Annotated in this window: 14 protein-coding genes; 3 read left to right on the top strand and 11 right to left on the bottom strand. The window is 69.8% G+C overall.

Annotated elements, in window-relative coordinates:
• Nucleotides 1–34 precede the first annotated feature (34 nt).
• Nucleotides 35–403, top strand: a complete 369-nt coding sequence (locus FHX31_RS08385) for a hypothetical protein (protein ID WP_151012585.1) — start codon at nucleotides 35–37, stop codon at nucleotides 401–403.
• A gap of 129 nt (nucleotides 404–532) precedes the next feature.
• On the opposite strand, the gene FHX31_RS08380 is transcribed toward FHX31_RS08385, so the two are convergent.
• The gene (locus FHX31_RS08380) at nucleotides 533–958 is read right to left on the bottom strand and encodes a hypothetical protein (RefSeq protein WP_143025370.1); all 426 of its coding nucleotides are present in this window, start codon (nucleotides 956–958) and stop codon (nucleotides 533–535) included.
• A 234-nt stretch (nucleotides 959–1,192) separates the two neighbouring features.
• On the opposite strand from FHX31_RS08380, the gene mobF reads away from it, so the two are divergent.
• Both mobF and FHX31_RS08370 read left to right on the top strand, forming a co-directional pair.
• Nucleotides 1,193–5,449 carry a MobF family relaxase gene (gene mobF / locus FHX31_RS08375; protein ID WP_083395330.1) on the top strand — a complete coding sequence of 1,419 codons (4,257 nt, stop codon included), beginning with the start codon at nucleotides 1,193–1,195 and terminating at the stop codon, nucleotides 5,447–5,449.
• A gap of 284 nt (nucleotides 5,450–5,733) precedes the next feature.
• Complete coding sequence (locus FHX31_RS08370) at nucleotides 5,734–10,761, top strand: ATP-binding protein (protein WP_225319826.1); 5,028 nt, start codon at nucleotides 5,734–5,736, stop codon at nucleotides 10,759–10,761.
• A gap of 270 nt (nucleotides 10,762–11,031) precedes the next feature.
• Here the strand turns inward: FHX31_RS08370 and FHX31_RS08365 are convergent, their stop codons facing one another.
• From FHX31_RS08365 to FHX31_RS08320, 10 genes are all read right to left on the bottom strand, one after another.
• Nucleotides 11,032–12,390 (bottom strand): MFS transporter, encoded by a 1,359-nt coding sequence (locus tag FHX31_RS08365; protein WP_377629074.1) that lies wholly within the window; start codon nucleotides 12,388–12,390, stop codon nucleotides 11,032–11,034.
• 73 nt (nucleotides 12,391–12,463) lie between these two features.
• Nucleotides 12,464–12,988 carry a MarR family winged helix-turn-helix transcriptional regulator gene (locus FHX31_RS08360; RefSeq protein WP_047894046.1) on the bottom strand — a complete coding sequence of 175 codons (525 nt, stop codon included), beginning with the start codon at nucleotides 12,986–12,988 and terminating at the stop codon, nucleotides 12,464–12,466.
• 192 nt (nucleotides 12,989–13,180) lie between these two features.
• Nucleotides 13,181–14,260, bottom strand: a complete 1,080-nt coding sequence (locus FHX31_RS08355) for a M23 family metallopeptidase (RefSeq protein ID WP_071098542.1) — start codon at nucleotides 14,258–14,260, stop codon at nucleotides 13,181–13,183.
• Complete coding sequence (locus FHX31_RS08350) at nucleotides 14,257–14,616, bottom strand: hypothetical protein (RefSeq protein WP_143025368.1); 360 nt, start codon at nucleotides 14,614–14,616, stop codon at nucleotides 14,257–14,259. Before FHX31_RS08350 ends, FHX31_RS08355 begins: the two co-directional genes overlap by 4 nt.
• Before the next feature lie 128 nt (nucleotides 14,617–14,744).
• Nucleotides 14,745–14,984, bottom strand: coding sequence for a hypothetical protein (locus FHX31_RS08345; RefSeq protein WP_047894043.1), 240 nt, complete (start codon nucleotides 14,982–14,984; stop codon nucleotides 14,745–14,747).
• Nucleotides 14,981–15,235 carry a hypothetical protein gene (locus tag FHX31_RS08340; protein ID WP_030500395.1) on the bottom strand — a complete coding sequence of 85 codons (255 nt, stop codon included), beginning with the start codon at nucleotides 15,233–15,235 and terminating at the stop codon, nucleotides 14,981–14,983. The genes FHX31_RS08345 and FHX31_RS08340 overlap by 4 nt, the downstream gene beginning before the upstream one ends.
• Nucleotides 15,232–15,834: a hypothetical protein gene (locus tag FHX31_RS08335; protein ID WP_053065516.1), complete on the bottom strand. Its 603-nt coding sequence runs from the start codon at nucleotides 15,832–15,834 to the stop codon at nucleotides 15,232–15,234. Before FHX31_RS08335 ends, FHX31_RS08340 begins: the two co-directional genes overlap by 4 nt.
• On the bottom strand, nucleotides 15,834–17,684 hold the full coding sequence (locus FHX31_RS08330) for a type IV secretory system conjugative DNA transfer family protein (protein WP_225319872.1): 1,851 nt from the start codon (nucleotides 17,682–17,684) through the stop codon (nucleotides 15,834–15,836). Before FHX31_RS08330 ends, FHX31_RS08335 begins: the two co-directional genes overlap by 1 nt.
• Nucleotides 17,684–19,267 (bottom strand): hypothetical protein, encoded by a 1,584-nt coding sequence (locus FHX31_RS08325; RefSeq protein ID WP_225319871.1) that lies wholly within the window; start codon nucleotides 19,265–19,267, stop codon nucleotides 17,684–17,686. Before FHX31_RS08325 ends, FHX31_RS08330 begins: the two co-directional genes overlap by 1 nt.
• The gene (locus tag FHX31_RS08320; RefSeq protein WP_047894041.1) at nucleotides 19,264–20,733 is read right to left on the bottom strand and encodes an SCO6880 family protein; all 1,470 of its coding nucleotides are present in this window, start codon (nucleotides 20,731–20,733) and stop codon (nucleotides 19,264–19,266) included. Before FHX31_RS08320 ends, FHX31_RS08325 begins: the two co-directional genes overlap by 4 nt.
• Nucleotides 20,734–20,747: the final 14 nt, after the last annotated feature.

The following is a 20,747-nucleotide window of genomic DNA, read 5'->3' as shown; positions in this document are numbered from 1 at the left end:
GCCCGCCGTCCGCCGCGCCGGTCAAATCCTGGCCATGCTTGAAGACGCCCGCCGCCGCATGGCGCACGTCATCAGCCACCTCGACTTGTGCGACCACCGCCCCGCGTGGCCCTCCGAGCCGGTCCACGACCTGGCCACCGCTGTACAACTGCGCGCCGCAACCGTCGCACTCATCAAGTACGCCCGCCGGCACCACTGCGAGGACTGCAACCCCGGACGAATGCGCGCCACCCTGCGACTGGCCGCGATGCTGCTCGACCTCTGGCAGCACGGCAAGCATTACGTGCAGCGCCCCAACCTGTACCCGATCACGCTCGCCCACAGCGCGCACCGGCTGTTCAGCGACTGCGCCGGATGGACCACCACCGGCGACCCCGGACGCCTGCTCGGCCAGCACCCCTGACCCCGCGCCCGCCCGGCCGCGCGCAGCGGCTCGGCGGGCGCACGCGAGACGTCGTCGGCGCGCATCGAGCACGCCGCCGCCGGCTGCCGCTCCCGACTCTCACCCCACGTCCCACAGCGCATCCACGGGTCAGCCGCCATCCACCAGGCCGGGGGCTGACCCGACATCACCCAACACGCCCCCGTGCGACACGACCTCCGGCGCAGGCGGCCGGCCACGACGCGGCATCACCGACCCCAACTGCGCGATGCGCTCGCGCACCGCCTTACCGTCCACCGTCCGCCGCAGCGCCCGAACCCTGCTCACGTCCACACCGGCCAACTCAGCGGCCAACCCGTCGTCACGGAGAATCGCCGCAAGGACCACCACCGACAGTTCATGTGCTGCCGTTGCGTCCCGAACCTCCCCGTCTACCTTTGCCAGCAACTCGCGCCGCCGCTCTGCAGCATCCGCAAGCGCCGACGCCGATTGCTCGACAGCCCGCACGGCACGCCGCTCGACCTCCTGCCGCGCCCGAAGCGCACGGACCGCATCATTCCCCGTTCGACTCGCCATATCCCGACCGTAGCGACTTTCGGATCCCACCAACATATCCCGAGCCTGCCGTCTTGCCTATTCGTTCGATCCTGGCCGCAATTTCAGGAATCACCTCGAACCTTCACTCGGACCAGCCACACAGCTTCCTACCTGCACGAACGCCCACCCTCACGATTCTCACTCCCTTAGAGGCGACACACCCTCTTGCATTCTCCACCACCCACCTTCTAGTTGATCTTCTACGGTTTTCCCATGTTGTCCATCACGCGAATCTCGCCCGGCAGCGGATATCGCTATCTGATGGAGCAAGTCGCGGCCGGTAGGCACGACATGCGCGCCCCGACCACCGGGGGCCCGGCCCCGTACTACATGGACCCGACGGCGCGGGGTGAGAGCCCCGGCTGGTGGGCTGGCGACGGCGCCACGGTCCTCGGAATGAGCGGCTGGGTCACCGAGAGCCAGATGCGCTTCCTTGTCGGCCAGGGACGCCATCCCCGCGCCGGCTATCAGCTCGGACAGCGGTGGCGCACCTACGCGCCGCAGACAGACGCGTATCGGACCGTAGCCGCACAGCGAGCGCTGTCACTCCTGCCTGACGACGCCACGGTCGAACAGCGCGACAAGGCGTGGTACGACGCGATGACCGCCCCAGAGCGACGGGCTGTGTCCGCGTTCGACGTCACCGTGTCTCCGGTCAAGTCCGTGTCGCTGCTGTGGGCCTTCGGCGACGACGACGTCAAACGCGACGTCATGGCCGCCCACCACGCCGGGGTGCGGGTCGTGCTCGACCACCTACAACGGCACGGCGCCTATGCCCGCGCCGGCGCCGGGGGCGTCCGCCAACTCGACACCGCCGGCCTGGCGGCCATGGTCTTCGACCACCGCCTCAGCCGTGAACGTGACCCCCAACTCCACGCGCACATCGTGGTCTCCGCCAAAGTTCAAGCCCACAGCCACGACGCGAAACCCCAGTGGCTCGCCCTCGACGGCCGGGCCCTCTACCGCGCCGCGATCGGCGCCCGCGTCGCCTACGAACGCGCGATCGAAGCCGAGCTACGCCAGCGCCGCGGCATCACCTTCGCCCCACGCCCCGACACCGGCATCCGTGAGATCGTCGGCATCAGCGACGACTCCCTGCGCCACTACGCCAAACGTCGCGCCGCCATCACCGAAGAGATCCACCGCGGCGCGTCCCCGCTTCAGCGGATGGCACCGCGACAATGGCGCACTCGCGCCCAGGACGCCACCCTGCGCACCCGCCGCCCTCACAAAGGCGCCGAGTCGACCCACGAAGCCGTGCGCCGCTGGCTCGCCGAAGACCGCAAGATGGGCCTCGACACACAAGGGCAGATCCAACGTCTTCTCACCGGGCACGCGCACGATGACACCGCCGCCATCGCGCTGCGGGTGCTGCGCCGGGCCCGCGGTCTCGCAGCCGACCCCGCCGCCCTAGACGAGGCCACGCTACGGGACGCCACCGCCCAGCTTCGCGTCCCCCGTGCACGCCGCACGCACGTCATCGACGCCGCCGTCCGCGCCGACGACCGGTTGGCGGTCGCCCGCGCCGTGCACACGCTCAGCCATCAGCGCGCCGTCTTCGGCCACGACCACCTCGAACTCGCCATCGGCCAGGTCCTCGACATCACACCCGGGCACTCGCCCGCCGCGGACTGGCAACGCGTGCAACGCCTCGCCGCGCGCGCCGTCACCGAAGGGGCTGGAGGCCTCCGCGTCCTGACTCCCCCCGCGCTCGTGCAGTGGGGACCAAGCCTGCAACGAGCCAGCGACCTGCACAGCGAATACACCCGCCACCGGGACCTGCACCTGACCACCCACGCCGTCCTCGCCGCCGAGCACCAAGTCATCGCCTACGCCCGCCAACGCGGCGCGCAGCCCGCACCTGCCGAGGCCGTCAACGCCGCCATCGAGCGGATGGACCTGTCCGGAGAGAAAGCCGAGGTACTGCGGTTCCTCATCGGCGACGACCGGCACATCACCGGCGTCATCGGTCCCGCCGGCACCGGCAAGACGCACCTTCAACGGGCCGTCGTCGCCGCAGCCCACGCCGCAGGCATACCGGTGCTGGGTCTCACCGTCGGTCAGGCCGCCGCCAACCTGCTCGCCGACGCCACCCGCCAACCCGACGGGACCACCCTGCGCACCGAGAACGTCGCGCGGTGGCTGCACGCGCAACATCGTCCCCCGCCCGGCACCCGAGCCCGCCACTGGGCGTTCGCACCCGGGCAATGGGTCATCGTCGACGAGGCATCCCAGGTCTCCAGCCACGATCTGGCCCGCATCACCGCCCAGCTCGACCAGGTACGCGGCAAGCTCATCCTCGTCGGCGATCCCAATCAGACATCCGCCGTCGGACCCGGTGGGCTGCTCCGCTACCTCGCCACCCTCGGCGTCACCACTTCCCTGTCGCACGTGCATCGCTTCACCCACGCCTGGGAAGGCCCCGCCTCACTGCGGCTCCGCCACGGCGACCCCACCGTCCTAGACGAGTACGACCGGCGCGGGCGCCTCGTCGGCGGGCACCGCCGCCACCTCGTCGACCAGATGCTCACCCGGTGGCTCGCCGACATCACCGCCGGCCGCCGCAGCATGATGCTCGTCGACACCACCGAAGAGGCCAGCGACATCGCCCACCACGCCCGCAATCTGCTCATCGCCGCGGGCCACGTGCAGCCCGGCCGAGGCGTCCGCCTGCGGGACGGCAACCTGGCCAGCGTGGGCGACATCATCGTCACCCGACGCAACGACCGGTGCATCGCCGCCGGCCCCGACTACGTCACCAACCGCGACCAGTGGCGCATCAAGGCCGTCACCCGCGACGGGCAACTCCACGTCACCAACATCACCACCGGCACAAACGCCGTCCTGCCCGCCGCCTACACCGCCCAGCACACCCACCTCGCGTACGCCCAAACCGTCGACTCGGTCCAAGGACAGACCGTCCACACCGCCCGCGCGCTCATCGACGACAACACCTCCCTCGCCCGCGTCTACGTCATGCTCACCCGCGGCCGAGCGCTCAACGAGGCGTACGTCGTCACTGACGACGACCCCCGCGAAGGCACCCCACCCGCCCCGCCCACCGCCCGCGTCGCCGTTCTCGCCGACATCATGCGCCGCAGCGCACCCGAGCGCTCCGCCACCGAAACCGAACAGCAGCTCTGGGCCGACGCCGACGCCCTGCACACCTGGACGCCCATCTACGACGACCTCACCGCCCGCGCCCGCATCCCCGAACACCTCGCCATCGTCCGCCAACTCAGCGGCCCCGCCCTCGCCGACCGGCTCGCCCACGACCTCGCCCTACCAGCGCTCATCAACCGACTCACCACCTACGCCGCCGCCGGCCACGAACCCCGCGACATCCTCCGCCGCGTCATCCGAGTACGCGAACTCGACACCGCAGACGACATCGCCGCCGTCCTCATCTGGCGCATCGACCGCCTCATGCAACGAGCCACCGCCGACCCCGCCGTCGCCGAACGCCCAGAACACTGGCGCACCCACACCGACCGCCTCCCGGCCGACCTCACCGGCGACATCGGTGGCGCGCTTCGCCAGGTCGCCGCCATCTGCGGCCGCCGCGCCGAAGCACTCGCGCACCTCGCCGCACAGACCCGACCCGCCTGGAGCCTCGCCCTCGGCGACATCCCCACCGACGACTTCGGCCGCCAACAATGGCTCACCCGCGCCGAAGTCGTCGCCGCCTACCGGGACACCTATCAGCTGATCGGTGACCACCCCATCGGACCCGAGCCCCGCACCAGCGACATCACCCGCTGGAACGCCTGGCACCGGGCCCGACTCGTCCTCGGCGCCGCCGCCCTCGCCGGCAAGCTCACCACCGCACCCGACGCCGAACTCACCCGCCTCATCACCGCGCAACGCGACATCGACGGCACCGCACCTGCCTACGTCGCCGACGAGCTGCGCGCCACCTACCGCGCCCTCACCGACACCGAACACCACCGTCACGACCTCACCCAGTTGCTCGCCGCGGCCGACGCCACCCACCGCCACACCGTGCTGCGCGCGCAACGGTTGCAACCCCGCTGGTGGCATCGCGGCCCCTCACGTACCCGACGCCTCACCGCACAACGCGACCTGCACACCCACACCGCCGCAGCGGCTGACCAGGTCAGCAGCCTTCAGCAGAAGCTGGCCAGCCTTGACCACCAGATCGCCGAGCACAGCCAACGCGCCACCGCCCTTGACGCCCAGCACGCGGCATGGAAACGCTGGTACGACAGCGCCCTACCGGCGCGCTACGCCGGCCTCGCCGCCGCCGCCGAACAGGCCCGCCGCGCCGCCAGCCGCAACGCGGCACTCGCCAACGTCGTCGCCGCCACCACCGCCCGCGTCCAGGCGGTAGCCGACACCCGCCCGACGCCCCACACCACACCGGTCCGCGAGCACCTGCCGCAGCACGCACACGACGCGTACGAGCGGATCACCACCCGCCATAACACCAACGAGACGGAGATTGATTGATACACGACCGCCTTCGTCGACGAGCCATGGTGGTAACCACGCCACCGGCCCGGCGCACACCTAATGTCCGCCGTCATCATCAACCAGGACGATGTCGGTTTGCTGGCGCGCGGCGGCCGAGGCTAGGACCAAGACCGGCCCCCGCGATTTGTATGTCCGGTCGGCGGCCTCAGTCAGGAGGTGACTTGCCTCGGACGAGGCGACCAGAGACTTCGGTTGTGTCGGGCGGCCGCCCTAGAGTGTTGTGCGAAGCGGAGCCGTGAGAAGCGCATGCCGGAGATGTGATGAACAGCCCGAACGAGACTCCCGCCGCCACCGACGCAGCGGCGACGACACCGACCGGCGCAAACACCTACTCAACGGGCGGAGGCGGAGTTACCTTTGCCCACCGCGTTGCCGTCACCTACCTCGGGAGCATGCTCACCGGCAGCCGTCACACCGAAACGAACGATCTCCCCGTCCGGTCGCTCGCGTTCCAAACCGGGCCCGCGCACCCAGTCGACGACCTCCTCGTTGTAGCCGGCGACCGGGAGGTCGAGCTCGCCATCGCATGCCGAGCGACACCACACTTCGTCCCCAGCGATCCACCGACGGTCAAGTTGGTGAAGTCGCTGCTCGACGAAGTGGCCACACACCCTGACGGACACGTTGCCGTAGCGGTCGCAGGATGGAAGACCGAATGGGAACAGGTCGCCAAGGTGTGCGACATCGCCCGAACAAACCGCAACGCCAAGAGCTTCCACACTGCCCTAGAAACCGAAGGCCGCTGGTCGCAGAGCGTCCGGGGCCGCTACAAGTACTTGCGCCAGATGGTTGCAGCCGCTCTTGATCAGGCACGCCCTGAAGTCGAGGTGTTGGAGCTGACCTGGGCACTCCTTAGACGGCTTCGCATCCTCGGGTTCAGACTGCAGAGCCCAGACGAGACAGACTGGACCGCCGTCGCCACCTCCTTGGACCGCATCGCAGCCCCCACCGCAGACGGCGTCGGACTTCGTGATCGGCTCGCAGTAAACGCCGGCCGCTACGACGCGATGGGGGCCGTAGTCGACCTCAACGTGTTACGGAGAGACACCCACCTGCTCCTCGACGTCCCGTCCACGCGCACCAGACAGGCGTGGGACGTCCTGAACCAGTACCGAGCCGTTGCGTTCGGCACCGTACGAAGCACCCTCGGCGCTGACGCTGACGGCGGTGGCCTACTCGAACTGCCGTTTACCGAACGACGTGCAGGCCTCGCGGCCGAACTCCGTCGAGTCGCTTCTGAACGAGGTGCACTGCTCGTCACCGGCTTTTCGGGAACCGGGAAGAGCGCCCTTACTCTCTCTGCCATCAGGGAACTCGAGACCGCCGAATCCGGGGTATTCGAAGCAGTCGTCGTCAACTTCCGAGACCTGCCGAGCACTCCCGTCGAGCTCCGGCACATGCTGGGGGCATCTGTCGGCCAGGTAGTGGCAGAAGTATCCGCGCCAAGTCGAGTCCTGGTCGTCGACGCCGCAGACGCAGCCGTGGAACGGTCAGCTGGATTTCTTCGAGACCTCCTCGACGCTGCTTGGAAGGCCGGGTTGGGAGTCGTGGCGATAACCGCAGACCCCGCAGCCGAGTTTGTCCGCGAACAGCTAAGCGTCGGCCGTCAACAATCCATCCAAACGTTCGAGGTCAAACCCCTCGACGACGACGAACTGGCCCGAGTCACGCAACGATTCCCACTGCTGCGTGGGCTCCTACGGAACCTGTCCGCCACGTCCCTACTCAGGCGCCTCGTCGTACTTGATCTGCTCTCTCGTACGGGTCTCGCACTCGACGGCCCGATGAGCGAGTGGGAGTGTCTCGAAGCTATCTGGAGCAAGGTCGTCCGCGGCGACGGGCGTCGCATCCAGGGCTCACCACAGGCACGTGAAGAAACGCTCCTCGCGTTGGCGGCAGCATCACTGGCTGGGCCGGATGCCCTGCTTGCATCGGGGGCTCTCGACCCCGCTGCGGTCGATGCTTTGCGGGCCGATCACCTTCTGGCACCGCCCAACATCTACCGTCAGCACCCACAGTTCGCACACGACGAAGTGCGCCGCTACGCAACTGCCATCCACCTCGTCCGCTCCGGACAGGTCGCCGACACACTCCAGGCCGCCGGCGTACCAAGGTGGACCCTCTCTGCTGTCACCCTCGCATGCAAAGGCCTCCTGGTTGACCCAGCTCGCCAGCCCGAACGGACCTTCCGGCGGCTGGTCTCGGGTTTCCACAGGATCGCCGGCGCACACGGCTCCAGATGGGCGGACGTTCCCATCGAGGCAGTCCTCGATACACCGGCCGCATACGAGTGCATTAAAACCACGGTCGACACCGGCACGGACGACCTACAACTGTCCGAAGTCCTCCGCATCGTACGACAGCGGTTCTCCTTTGACGGCTTCGTCCACCCGGCGCTCGGGGCACCCGTCGCACGCTACCTGATCGACCAGGCAGAGCCCTGGAACATCTCCAAGCAGGCATTCGAAGTCCTCACGAATTGGCTCCAGGCACTCGTCGTGGCGTATGAGCCAGCGGGCCACGAACTGCGTGAAGCGCTTCGAGGGCGCCTGCTGGCGTTCTGGGCACAGTTCCCGCGGAAGCAGGCAACCGAGGATGCCCTACCCGCCCGGCCGGCGAGGCGGCGACGCCAGCGCAGGGTCCTGGATTACCAGGTCACGGACGACGAGTTCGTCGAAACCTTGGCGCTGCTCGGACCCGACATCAACGCCGACATCGAAGCGTGCCTGCGTACGCTCGCTGAAGACGCGCCTGCCTTCCTCGCACCAGCCGTAGACGCACCGTTCAGTGCCCGTAGCATCGCTCAGCACGATCCCGCACTCCTCGGGGCTCTGATGGAGGCCTACTACATCGACGAGGACGCCGATGGCGACTGGGACTGGGACTACCACGACGAAGGCATCCGTGATCACCAAGGACGCTGGATGGGCTTCGGGCCACCGTTTGCCGCGTACTACTTCGGCGGGTTTTGGCAATTGTTCAACGCCGCACAACTCACCACATCAATCCGAGTGCTCAACAACATCCTCAACCACGCCGCACGAATCCGAGTCAAAACCACCTCACGACTGAACCGGTCGTTCAACGCGCTCGAACAACCCGCAGGCGAGCGCGGCAGCAAGGCCGAGGTGGACGATGGCTCCTCGGGCATCGCGCTTGATCTTACCGGTGAATCCCGCGAATACGTCGGTGACGGCCACGTATGGGCTTGGTATCGAGGAACATCTGTCGGCCCGAACCCCTGTATGAGCGCGCTCCAAGCCATGGAACGCGTCGCCGAATCACTACTGAATGCGGGCGCCACCCCAAAGCTCATCGCCGAGTACCTCCTCAACGGCTGCGAAAACCTCGCAATCCCAGGGATGTTGTATGGGCTGTTCGCCCGAAACATCGAAAAGGCCGGCAGCCAGCTCGACCATTTCCTAGCCGAGCCTGCCGTCTGGATCCTCGAGTTCAGCCGTGCGACCAGCGAACATTACGGATTCCGGGCCTCCTCGGAAGGCCTCACGCACCCAGAACGTCGCCAATGGACGCCACGAGAAGTATCCGTTTGGCTCATGACTCACGCCGATGAGGAACGACGCGCCGAGCTTCGCGGTATCGGTGAAGAACTCGTCGCCAACGGTGTCCGACAGGGTCTCGAATCAGGCCGAGTCTTGAACTGGGCTGCCAACCTCGACGAATCCCGATACCAGCTCACCAAAGACGGCGGCCGCCTCTACCTGCAAGTCGTGCCGCCGCCCGAAGCAATTGCAGCGCAGGCCGAGTCTGTCGCCCAACAAGGGCAGGTTCAAACAGTACTGCGCCTCCAGAACCGCTACTGGGGGTCAGCGAGTTTCCATGACGACCACGAGCCGCCCACCGCGGCGGAGATCGCCGACGACCTGGCCGCCGCGCACGCACTCCTCAACGCCGAACAGCACGCCATGCACATGCGTCCGCACGACGCCGCCGCACAAGTCGCACGAACAGCCATCGAGCGGGTCGTCAACGGCGAACCCGAAGCCCTAGGCAACGAAGGGGCGTTCGCTGTCGAGCTCGTGGTGGCAATCGCTGCAGCGTTCCGCGACTCCGAAGACCTACGCGACGAAGGCCAATACTTCCAACTCGGTGCCGACCGAGCCGCCGCGCGAGCCCTACCCGCCCTACTCACACCGGCACTCGCCCCCGCACTCTCCGAGGCAGGCGTAACCGTCGCCGACGTCGCCGCGGCGGGGCTCGCCCTGGCCAGCAAGGCGCCGCTCGAAACACGCCTCTTTCTAGCCCGCGGATGCGACGTTCTCTGGGCGTCAGAGTGTGCCGGCACGGACTGCGTCCACAAGACAGCGCTCGCATGGGTCATCGAGACAGCTCGCGGAGCCGAGTTCGGGCCATGGAACGTTCATACTCAGCGCAGGGCAAGGGTCAGGATCGAGGGCGACCTGACCGCACGTCTGAAGGAACTCGACGGCAAATCTGTTGATATCGCCGTCCTCGATCCGGCAATCCGCGCGCTGGGTGTCGCAGCAACTACCGGCCACTGCGTGACGATCGACGCGAAGCAACTCCTCTTCGACCTGCTTGCCGTCCAGCGGAGCGCCATGGTGCGGCACGAGAGCAGAGGCTGGACTGCGGACCATCGAGGAACGCACACGCTCGTCGCAGCGCGCGCCCTGCTGCAGTCCTACGCGGTCGACGGAAACCCGAGCCCGATACTCGAACACCTCGACGTCCTGCGAAGCGACGCGGGACTGCTGGTGAACATCCTTCACGGACTCGCCGCGGCCGGCGCCGAAAGCGACATCCTCGCCGAGGCGGCGAGAAGCACATGGCCAGAGCTGCTCACCCACGCCCTCACATACGCAGACGACGAGCCCAACGTCTACCACGAGCGTACCTGGGGATCCTGGGCCGCGGCCGCCCTGCTGCCCGATCCATTACCATGGACGCAGGGCATGTACAACGAGCTGTCCGGCCCACCCATCGACTGGATCGACCCGGCTCAACTCACCGACCTAGTGGATCAGTGGCTGCCTGTGGGCAAGGGGGAGGCGCGCTGTGTCGATGCGCTGATCCGGCTCGTACGCAAGCTGCCGATCGAAGAGCAAGCCACCCGCGGACTCGCCTGGGTTGAAGACCTCTGCATCCAACACGACCAAGTCACGGTCAACCAGTCATGGTCGTCCAACGAGTGGCTGACAGCGATCCGCGCAGAAGTCGAAGAGCACGGGACGCTCCCGCAGTGGCAAGCCCTTGTTGACGCTCTCGTGGTCGCCGGAAACTCAGGCCTTGCCCCATTCAGCACCTAACCCAGCAGCTTTGGTGCCCGAGAAGAATCTGATGGCTTCACATGCGGGGTCGCAGGGGTAGCTCAGGTGGGCGGGGTCGCAGTTGCGTCGCCGTTGTTGTAGACCGCGAAGGCGAGCAGTGGTGCGAATGCGCGAAAGCCACTGATGGACGTGCCGCCGGTCGGGCCCATTCGGTCTGCGGTGGCGAGCTTGTCGAAGAGGGCGCAGAGTTGAGGGCCCAGGTCGGGCAAATGGTGGGTGCCTGGGCCATGGACATCCTCTCAATCGATGTTAGTAGGGGCGCCCGTTGCTTGGGGGGCGCAGTCGCCAGGCTGCGGCGGCGCCTACGGCGGGGAGCAGTGCGGTGATGGCGAGGGTGGCGGCTGGTCCCCATGGCTGCCACAGTGCGGCGCAGAGTGCGGTACCGCCGCCACCGCCTACGAAGGTGGCCAGGGTGAGTAGTCCGATCGCTCCACCGCGGCAAGGTGGAGGGGCGTGTTTGGTGGCTTCTGCCGTGAGCAGCATCTGCGCGATCGCCGAGGCGGCGAATGCGGCCGTGGCGGCTGCCGTGACGCCGATCGGACCGGGGTCGATGGCGGCGTAGCACAGTGTGGCCGCGACCAGCAGGCTGGCTGCCGACAGGACGTACCGGGCAGGCAGGCGGCGGGCGGCGGATGCGGCGCCTCGGGCCAGCGCGGCACCAACGGCGGCGCCGGGCAGCAGGAGCAGCCCGATGTGCGTGGTGCCGTAGCCAAGCTTCGTCAGCAGGTGCGGTGCCGCGTAGAGGATGGCAAACAGGCCGGCGTACACGCCCGCACCGGCGAGCGCCGCGCGCCGGAACCATGCGGCCAACAGGACGGTGTCGAGGACGAATCCGCCGGAGTGGCGTCGGCTGCGGATGGCGAGGATGAGGGCGGTGGCTGTGGTGGCGGCAGCCGTCGCCGTGATGGTGATCGCGCTGGTGTGTTGGGCCGCGGTTTGGGCGGTCAGGAGGAGTCCGGCGGCGACGACCGCGAGCAGTGCCGCTCCGGGCCAGTCCAGCGGCTCCCGGTGCCGGCGTGGGGTGGTCAGGGGCCAGCAGAGCGGGATTGCGGCGATGGACAGCACGGGCAGGGCGAGTGCCATCCGCCACGACCAGGCCACCGTCACTGCTCCGGCCAGCGGCGCGGTGGCACCAAACGCGGCTAGGCAGGCGCCGAATCGGGCCAATGCCGCCGGGCGTTGCGGTGCCGGCAGGTGGGCGGCCATCGTGAGCGCGGAGGCTTTGACCGCGCCGGAGCCCACTGCCAGCAGGATTCGACCGGTTACGACGGCGGCCAGGTTGGGGGCGACCGCGCATGCCAGCGCTCCGGTGGTGAGCAGTGTGACGGCGATCAGGAGGACCGGACGGCTGCCCCAGAGATCGGTGATGCGTCCGGCGGTGACCGCACCGACGCCGATGCCCACGGCGTACGCGGTGAGGATCCATGCGAGCGCTGGGCCGCTGGCGCGAAGATGCTGGGCTGCGTCCGGGAGCGCGACGGCGGCGGCGCTGACGCCGTAGACAGCGGGCCCGTAGAGGACGCCCAGCCGCCATCCGGGTCCGGGGGCGTTGGGCACTTCGCTATGGGGAACGGCCTTCTCGGCCAGCATGGTCGTCCGCCGTGTCATTGGGTCCCACCTTCGCCGCTGTCCCACGGGCACGGACGCCGCCGAGAGGGGAGCGGCGATCGGATGTTGCCGGTCACCGGGCGCCCTCCCCCCTCGGGGTGGCGTCGTCCGGGCGGGAGCGGGCGGCAACCACCCGCAGCACGTGGGCGATGTTGTCTCTTGGCGGCATCCCTGGGCCGGCGAACAGCTCCGCCTGCCGGGCGTGCACGAGGCGTTGCAGCTCCCGTGCAAGGTCCAGGCCGGCCTGCGTGGGTCTGACGACGACGCGCCGGCGGTCACGCTCGTGTAGCTGGCGGCGCACCAAGTCCCGATCGACGAGCGCGCTGAGCGTGTTGGTGAGGGTGGCCTTGGCGATGCCCACCTCCACGGCGATGGCGCGAGGCTCGACCACTCTCCGGGCGCAGATGAGCACCAGCACGTCGTAGCTGGTCCAGGTCATGCCCGCCTCCCGCAACACCGTGCGTTCGAGATGCGCGCGGACGGTGTTCGCGGTGCGGCACAGCTGCGCCACTGCGTCCGGGCGCGGCGGCGGGGCCGGTCGAGAGTTGACGGGTGGGCGGTAGACCCCTGCGATCTGCCGCCGGGTGGAGGCGCTCATCGTGGCCTCCGCAGGTGTCGCGGTCGGCGCAGGGTGTGCCGGTCGCGATGTTGGCCCTTGCTGCCGGCACGGTCGGCCGGTGGCGGCGGTTCAGGTGTGGGCAGGCATGGATGCTGGTTCTGGTCGGTGCGCATGTTTCACCCCCGTGATGTGTGCGCTGTCGGATGTGGCGTCGTGGTGCGAGGTCGGGCCTCACCTGCTCTCGTCAAGCGGGGCGCCGCGCTCGCGCATGAACGGCACCGGATCGGTGGAGTTGGCGGTGCTCAGGTCGCAGCGCGATCCGCCGCAAACCGCCTGGTGAGTTTCGAAGTGCAGGTGCGGACCGGAGGAATGGCCGCTGGTGCCAACCAGTCCGATCGGCTGGCCCGCTTGCACGGTGTCGCCAACGCGTACGTCGGGGCGGCGAACCATGTGGCAATACCGCGTGCCGTAACCACCGGCGTGCACCAGGTCCACGTACCAGCCGCATCCGCGGGTGCTCGGACTGCCGTCGATGTCGCAGCTGCCGGTGCCGGGGTCACAGCCGGACCACACCACCTCGCCAGAGCTGGCCGCGCGGATGACGGTGTTGCGGACGGCGATCAGGTCCACGCCAGCGTGCAGCCGTCCGGCCCGCGGCCCGTAGCCGCTGCCCACGGCGGCCTGCACGGGCAGGGTCCATCCCGACGCAGCCACGTTCGGGGCGCCGCCGCACACGGCGAGGCTGGCCCCGGGCAGGTCGCTGATCGTGGCGACGCCGGTCACGGCCGCGACGACCTGCTCGGCGTCCTGCTCGTACTCGCCGTACTTGTCGGGGAACGCCGAAACCTGGACCCGTTGCGCGGCGACGGTCAGTGGCAGTTGCTGCCAGTTGGGGATGCGCAGCAGCTTGTCGTAGAACTTCCCGGCGGCATAGACCGGGTCGAGGATCTGCGTCGGGGTGCCCCATCCCTGGCTGGGCCGTTGCTGGAACAGGCCAACGGAGTCGCGGTCGCCGCCGCGCAGGTTCCGCAGGCTGGACTCGACCATCGCCGTGGCCACCGCGATGACCCAGCCTCGGGCCGGTATCCCCCGCTGCTGGCCGACGGTGACGATCGTGGCCGCGTTGGTGACCTGCTCGCTGTTCCACCGGCCGACCCCGCCGCGCGTGCCCGCGCTGCTCGTGGCCTGGGCAGCAGCGGGAGCGCAGGCCTCGGCCGGCGCTTCGGTGATCACCGACGCTAACGGCAGGCCACACACCACCAGCAGCGCAGCCACCACAGCGACGCCGACGCCGACCCGCTTTCCGTTCATCGCCGGGCGACCTCCGGCATCCCGAGGGTCGCCACCAGCCAGCGTTGGCCGTCGCTTACGCACACCACGCGCAGCACGCCCGCGTCCGTGCCGACGTCGACCTCCGCCCGATCAGGGGTGGCGGTGACGACGCGGCCGGGTGTGGTGACCCGGGTGGCGGGCACGTTGGCCGGGTCGACGGTGTCGAGCAGGTCCGCGTAGCCGGGCACGGCGTACGGGCGCACGTCGGCGCGCCACTGGGCGGCGGGCAGGTCCGGGCGTGCCCACCGGGCGACGAACCGTGTCGCCGTGGCCGCGGCTGCGGGGTCCGCGGCGGTGGAGCGGGTGGGCAGGACACCGTCAGGGTCCGGAAGCATGTCGGCCGGCGGTGTCACCGCCGGAGGGCTGCTTGCCTGCGGGGCGGGAGCTCCGGTCGTACGGCTGGTGCAGCCGGCTGCCAGCAGCATCGCAGCCACCAGGAGTGTGCCTCGGCTGCGAGTGCGGGTCATGCCTGCTCCGGGGGCTCGTGGGGCGGCGGGTCCTGGGCTGGCGGGGAGCCGAGCGCGGCGTTGACGCGCTGCCCGAGCAAGCGCAACTGGTGGTGGACGTCCACCAGCGCGGCGCGCCGCTGCGCGGTGGGATGCCGGCTGGCCGCGTCAACGAGGGAGCCGACGTCGTCGCGCAGTTGGGTGAGGCTGTTGGTGATCGCGGCGAGCGGAGCGTCGAATGAGGTGCTTGTCGTCATTCGTCGACGTCGCGGGTGTAGTCGCCGTCGAGGTGCCCGTCGCTGGCCCAGTCCAGCTCCGTGTCCCGTCGTGTCTGCTCGTCGATGTCTGTCCACTGCTGCCTCTCTTCGTCGTCTTGCCAGGTGTCGCGTGCGTCGTGGATGCCGGCGATGAAGTCGTCGAGGGTGTCGACCCCGACGCGCAGCCCGGTAAGGGCGGCCTCGAATCGCTGCCAGTCCCAGACGCTGGTGATCTCGGCTGGATGTGTCATTTGCTGCCCCCTACCTCCTGGGTCGCCGCCGCGGGCGTCGGCCGTGCGCGGATGTCCTCGCTGACCGCCTGGTCGGCGGTATCGGGCCACGGCTGCGACCAGACGGCGTCCGGGCTGCGGGGGGTGTGCTGGCCGTGTCGGCATCGGGTGGTGTCCCACTGCTGCCAGCGGGTGCGTGCGCGGTGCAGCGCCTCGTGCCACCGCAGTGGCGCGTCAGGGTCCGCCTTGGCCGAGTAGGCGTGGTGCCATGACACGGCTAGGGCGGTCAGCTCCTCCACCAGGGCCGGATGCGCCGGCCAGCATGCGCCGAGGTCCTGCGCCAGCCCGTACCGGTCGGACAGCCACCGGGTCCAGGCGATCAGCCACGCCCACAGCTCGCGGGCGTCGTCGCGGTGAAGGTCCCGCCAGCAGTGCCGTGCCGGCACGAACCCGGTCGGGCTGTCGAGAGCGTCGACGCGGTCCGACAGCGCGACGTGCGCCTCGGCGAGCTGTTCCACCGCGCCGCGCAGCGTGTCGATCAGCCCGGCCAGCTCGGCGGTCGCGCGCTCCTGCGGTGACGCCTGCTCTGGGATGTCGAACAGGAAGGTGCGATCCGGCATCAGCGTGCCTCCCGCAGTCGGGCGCTGAAAGCGGCCTGCGCCCGCTGGAACCGGTCGGCGTCCGTGCGCTCCCACCAGGCCGGTTGCACCACCTCGACCGGTGGCATGTTGCCCAGCAGCACCAGGGCATGCCCAGTCGGCAGTGTGCGCAGCTCCGCCAGGTCGACCAGGTACTCCCGGCGGGTGTTCTCCTGGACGCTGGCCCGACCGCCACCCCAGGACGCCGCCGAGGACAACTCCTGCACCTGCCCGAGCAGCGACTGGGCGTCCTTGAGCGCGTTGACGTCCTGGGTGCCGCCCATCACGAAGCGGGCGTTCGCGCCGTCGCGTAGCGCTTGGCCGCCGTCGCGGCCCCACCGTTCTTCCAGTTGGTGGGTGTTCTGGCAGGCGATCGACAGGGCGATGCCGGCGCCGCCGCCCTCGGATGCCAGCGCGGGCAGCGACGGTAGCGGCGCGATGTTGGTGATCTCGTCACCGATCAGGTACAGGCAGGGCTCGACCCGCCCGCCCGGCGCGAGGAACGACCGTTGCAGGGTGCGGTAGATGATGTCCTCGGCGATGGCGGCGAACAGCGGCGCGATCAGCGCCTGCCCGCTGCGGGTGCCGACCAGGTAGAGGGTGCCGGACTCGTCGAGCCACTGCTCGGGGTGGAACTGCTGCCCGCGCGGCGGTGAGCATGCGTGCAGGATGCGGGGGTTGCTGAACGCGTCGAGCGCGCCGAACACCACCGACTGGATGGCATCGCGGCTTCGGCCCGTGGTCTCTCGGTGGAAAGCGAGCCGGTCGGCCCACACCGTCTGCCCGTGGTGGCGCAGGATCCGCTCGGCGCGCGGGTCGGCGGGGTTGGCAGCCCAGCTCGCCACGTCGGTCATCGTGGCCCGCTCGTCTAGGGCGGCGGCGTGCAGCAGCCCGCGGATTATCGACGCCGCCTGGTCCTGAAAGTATTGGCCGTTGTCGACGTTGCCCTTGAGGCCGGCGCCGGCGGCGAAGCCCTTGGCGCGCAGCGCCGCGATGTCCGGGTCCTCCGCCCCGTCGATCGGTGACCAGCGCAGTCGCGGCACTCCCGGCACCTGGCCCTGCGGCTCGAAGATCCACGTCGGGCCGACCTCGGCGCGCAGGTCGTAGGTGACCGACGCGACATCTAGCCGAGTGGAGGTGGAGATGACCGCGCCGCGGGCGTCGGCGACCCTCGGGATGATGTAGCGGCTCGTCTTGTTGGCGAACCGGGCCGCCCCGGCGAGCAGTTCGGTGTACTCGTTGGCCAGGTACAGCGGCTCACCCGTCAGCGCATGGTGGCCGAGCAGCCGGGCCACCTCCAGCGGGTCCGCACGGCGCCGCTGCTTCACCGCCACGGTCTCGGGCCGGTCGGCGTCGCGGATGGTCAGGCCCGGCCGCAGCACGTCGACGCGGCGCAGCACCGCCTCGGCCGTCACCACGCGGTCGAGGTCCTTACGGCCGGCGAAGCCACGCCGGCGTACCCACCGCCGCGCCGCCCGCATCGTCACCGCGCCGATGCCGACGACAGTGGCGCTGAGCAGGACGACCCACAGCCCGTACAGCAGGGGCGCTGGCGGCAGCGTGTCTCGGGCAGCGGGCGGCCACGCCTGGACCGGGTCGCCCGGGTTGGTGATGAACCGTAGGGCGATGCCTGGGGCGTCGGCGGGTGAGCTGTCCGGCCAGGCCGCGTGGGTGAGCAGCCCGCCGGCCTGCCCGGCGAGCCACAGCGTGACGGTGCCCGACAGCACCAGCAGCGCCGCGATGCCCGCAAGCGCCAGTCGGGCCAGGATGTCGGCGCGGGCCGCCCCCCGGCGGGGCAGCCGGTGTCCCGGAGACATGAGTGAGCCGGCCATCACCGCACCTGCCCCACCACGGCATCCTGCTCCCCCGGCGACGGCACCCTCTCCGGCTCGGCATCGGGGGCTTGCCGCATCCGGCTGTCGGTGTCGACCATGCGCCGTTCAATCGAGGAAAGCTGGTGCTTGACGACGTAGGAGCGCAGCCCGACCTTCCACAGCCCGACACCGCGGCGCAGGTGCAGCAGGAGGTTGGTCTCCACGTCCGTGGTGCCCAGGAACTCGCGTGCCGCCTCCAGTGAGCCCGGGGCTTGTCGGTAGGACACCCGCACGCCGGTGTCCTCGATCAGCCCTCGGGCGATGCGGACCTGCTCGGAGTCGGCGCTGCCGCTGGCCGACAAGTCCGTGAAACGGTGGAAGGCAAGGATGTTCGCCGTGCCGAGCGCTCGGGCGAGCTTTAGTTGCTCGCGCATGCGCCTCATCAGCCCGAGGTGGCGGCTGACCAGCGCGAACTCGTCGTACAGGCAGACGCGGGCTGGGGCGTTCGGGCGAGTCAGCTCGGCCTCTAGCCACGACTGCGCGCAGGTCATCGCCATGGCCGTCATCTGGTCTGATGCGCGGACTGCCCGTAGGTCCAGGATCGCGCCCGGCTGGTCGAAGTCGATCGTCAGGGTCGACGCGGCCGGGGCGTCGAAGATCCCGCCGAGCGCGCCTGTGATCAGCCGTTCCAGTGCCAGGCGGACACGGCGGCTGTCGGCAGTGAACTGGTCGACGTCGTAGTGCACCCCGGCCAGCCGGTGCGCCCACCGGGACGGGTCGCCCATGGCAGTCAGGACCCGGGACAGGGTTGGGGTGGCCATCCGGTCCGGGCTGGTGCCGTCGTCGGCGCGGGTGACCGCGTCGAGGGCGTATTCGACCAGGGATCGTTCCGCCTCGCTCAGCGGCCCGCCGAGCTGGATCTCCAGCAGCCCTTCCAGCAGCAGCAGTCTGCGTGCCCGCTGGATCTGCAACCACTCCGCCTCACCCTGATCGGGCAGTCGGCGGATGCCCGTCAGAGGGTTCATCACCACCCCGGAGCCGGGGCCGACCCGCACCGGCTGGATGCCGGCTGCGTCGGCGAGGTTGTCGTACTCGCCCTTGACGTCGACGATGTAGAACCGCACCCCGAACGGGATTCCGCGGAACGCGATGGTCTTGAGCAGCGACGACTTCGCCGACCCGATCTCGCCGGTGACCACCATGTTGGGGGCGCTGAGCACGCCCGCCCGGTACAGCTCGTGCACAGAGAACACGAACCCGGCGCGGGAGTACACCTCCTGTCCGATCAGTGGCCCGTCCACACCCAGACCCGGGTCGGCGACGAACGGGTAGACGCTGCACAGTTGCGCGCTGGTGGTGACCAGCGGCGGAAGCCGCAGCCGCCAGAACACCCGTCCCGCGGCCCGTCCAAAGGCCCCCCGGCCGTCTACCGAGGGCGGGCCGAGAAGCTGCTCGGTCAGCCGCCGCAGTGCCCGCTGCTCCCGTGCGAGGTCCGCCTGCGCCGCCGCGAGGTCGCGCCGGGCGGCGGAATCAGCAAGGCGCTGTGACCACGATCCTTCCCGGCGTACCCGGGGTGTCGTGTTCCTGCGTATGCGGGTCATGCGAACCACCCCCGCATCGGCTTGAGGCCGCGCGCTAGGGGCAGCGCCCCGGCCACGAATGCTTGGTCCTGCTCGCCGTAGAGCACCACCGCCTGGCAGCCGCACCGTCCCAGAACCCGCCTGACGGCGCGCACGTCGTAGCGCAGCTGCTCCGGGCTGTCGGCCGTCACGGTGACCAGCACGGCGTACCGGTAGCGGACGTGCCCGGCGGCTTGCTCCCGGTCGATCTGCTCGACCGCGCGGGCTTCCTCGTCCTCCCGGGCGGTGCGGACCAGCCGCATCCGCCGCTTGGTCACCTCGTCACCGGCGCGGGCGACCTTGTCCCGCCGGGTCGCCAGTTGCGCCAGCTGCGCCGGCACCGGCTCGGCGACCACCGTCACCGTGCGCCGGCCGACGGTGCGGGTGAAAAGCGGCGTCATCCACGTCATCGGGACCGGCTGGCGGGGCATCTCGTACACCCACAGCGTCTGCGAGAAACCGGAGTCGTGCCGGTACGACGACCAGCCCACCGTCTCCGCCGCTACCGGCCCCGCCGCGTGCGGCGCCACCTCGAGGTCGCTGTCCTCCGGGTCGAACTGGCCACGCAGCACCGCCGCGTACTGCCGGGGCGTCAACCAGCCCCCAGTCTCGATGCCGGCCTCCCGCACCGCCGCCCGAACACCGGTCAGCTTGTCCAGCACCACCGTGGCGATAGCCGCGTCCGTGCCGCCCGCGTCGGCGACCTCTCCGGACAGCTTCCGCACGTCGAACACCACGGTCAGGAACACGTCGTGGCGCTGCGTGCCAGGCCCTGCCGCCGCAGTGAGCTCGGCCAGCGACCGGTACGCCGCCGCGCCGGTGTCGACCGCCTGCTTCGCGAGGTACCGCTGTGCCCGGTTGCTGACGTCCGGCACCGCTCGCGCCGTCAGCGACCACCGCGCAAGGCCGCTGTCGGCGTACTCGGTGCCGAGCAGGTTCGCCACGTCCGCCCACGCGGTGAGCCGCTGATGCTGCACCGACGTGTCCGCCAGGACGAGGTTGCTGCCCGCGCACGTCAGCGTCGCGGTCACGCTGCCCTCCCGCCGGTGGTGCAGCAACCCCACCTCGGTCAGCCCGTCCGCAGCCACCGCCGGTAGCCACTGGTAGCCGGCCGCCGGGCCGGGCAGGTGCAGATGCTTCGTGCCTGGATTCGCCGCCCACACCGCGCCGCGGTAGCGGTCCTGCCGGGCTACCCGCTGCGCCAAAGCCCCCGCGACGATCGGCGTCCACTCGGTGACTCGGCGACCCCGAATCCGCAACAGCCCGATCGTGAGCAGCAGCACCGCCGCCAGCAGCAGACCACCGGCGGCGCCCTGCCGGCCGACCGCCAGCATGTTCGCGGCGATGACCAGGCAGATCACCCCAGCCACCGCCGTGCCGATCTGCCCCCAGGAGAAGCCCAGGATCGACCCACGGGTGGACCGCGGAGGAAAGTGGAACTGAGTCACGCCCTACTCCTCTG

Source organism: Micromonospora sp. CNZ286, assembly GCF_014207755.1.
Note: the sequence above shows the minus strand (reverse complement) of the source record. Positions and strands in the feature narration are given on the sequence as shown.

Coding starts and splice junctions, on each gene's coding strand:
- FHX31_RS08340 (WP_030500395.1), bottom strand. CDS start 15,235: ATGACACATCCAGCCGAGATCACCAGCGTCTGGGACTGGCAGCGATTC.
- FHX31_RS08360 (WP_047894046.1), bottom strand. CDS start 12,988: ATGAGCGCCTCCACCCGGCGGCAGATCGCAGGGGTCTACCGCCCACCC.
- FHX31_RS08350 (WP_143025368.1), bottom strand. CDS start 14,616: ATGCTTCCGGACCCTGACGGTGTCCTGCCCACCCGCTCCACCGCCGCG.
- FHX31_RS08380 (WP_143025370.1), bottom strand. CDS start 958: ATGGCGAGTCGAACGGGGAATGATGCGGTCCGTGCGCTTCGGGCGCGG.
- FHX31_RS08385 (WP_151012585.1), top strand. CDS start 35: ATGCTTGAAGACGCCCGCCGCCGCATGGCGCACGTCATCAGCCACCTC.
- FHX31_RS08330 (WP_225319872.1), bottom strand. CDS start 17,684: ATGGCCGGCTCACTCATGTCTCCGGGACACCGGCTGCCCCGCCGGGGG.
- FHX31_RS08345 (WP_047894043.1), bottom strand. CDS start 14,984: ATGACGACAAGCACCTCATTCGACGCTCCGCTCGCCGCGATCACCAAC.
- mobF (WP_083395330.1), top strand. CDS start 1,193: ATGTTGTCCATCACGCGAATCTCGCCCGGCAGCGGATATCGCTATCTG.
- FHX31_RS08355 (WP_071098542.1), bottom strand. CDS start 14,260: ATGAACGGAAAGCGGGTCGGCGTCGGCGTCGCTGTGGTGGCTGCGCTG.
- FHX31_RS08365 (WP_377629074.1), bottom strand. CDS start 12,390: ATGACACGGCGGACGACCATGCTGGCCGAGAAGGCCGTTCCCCATAGC.
- FHX31_RS08370 (WP_225319826.1), top strand. CDS start 5,734: ATGAACAGCCCGAACGAGACTCCCGCCGCCACCGACGCAGCGGCGACG.
- FHX31_RS08325 (WP_225319871.1), bottom strand. CDS start 19,267: ATGACCCGCATACGCAGGAACACGACACCCCGGGTACGCCGGGAAGGA.
- FHX31_RS08335 (WP_053065516.1), bottom strand. CDS start 15,834: ATGCCGGATCGCACCTTCCTGTTCGACATCCCAGAGCAGGCGTCACCG.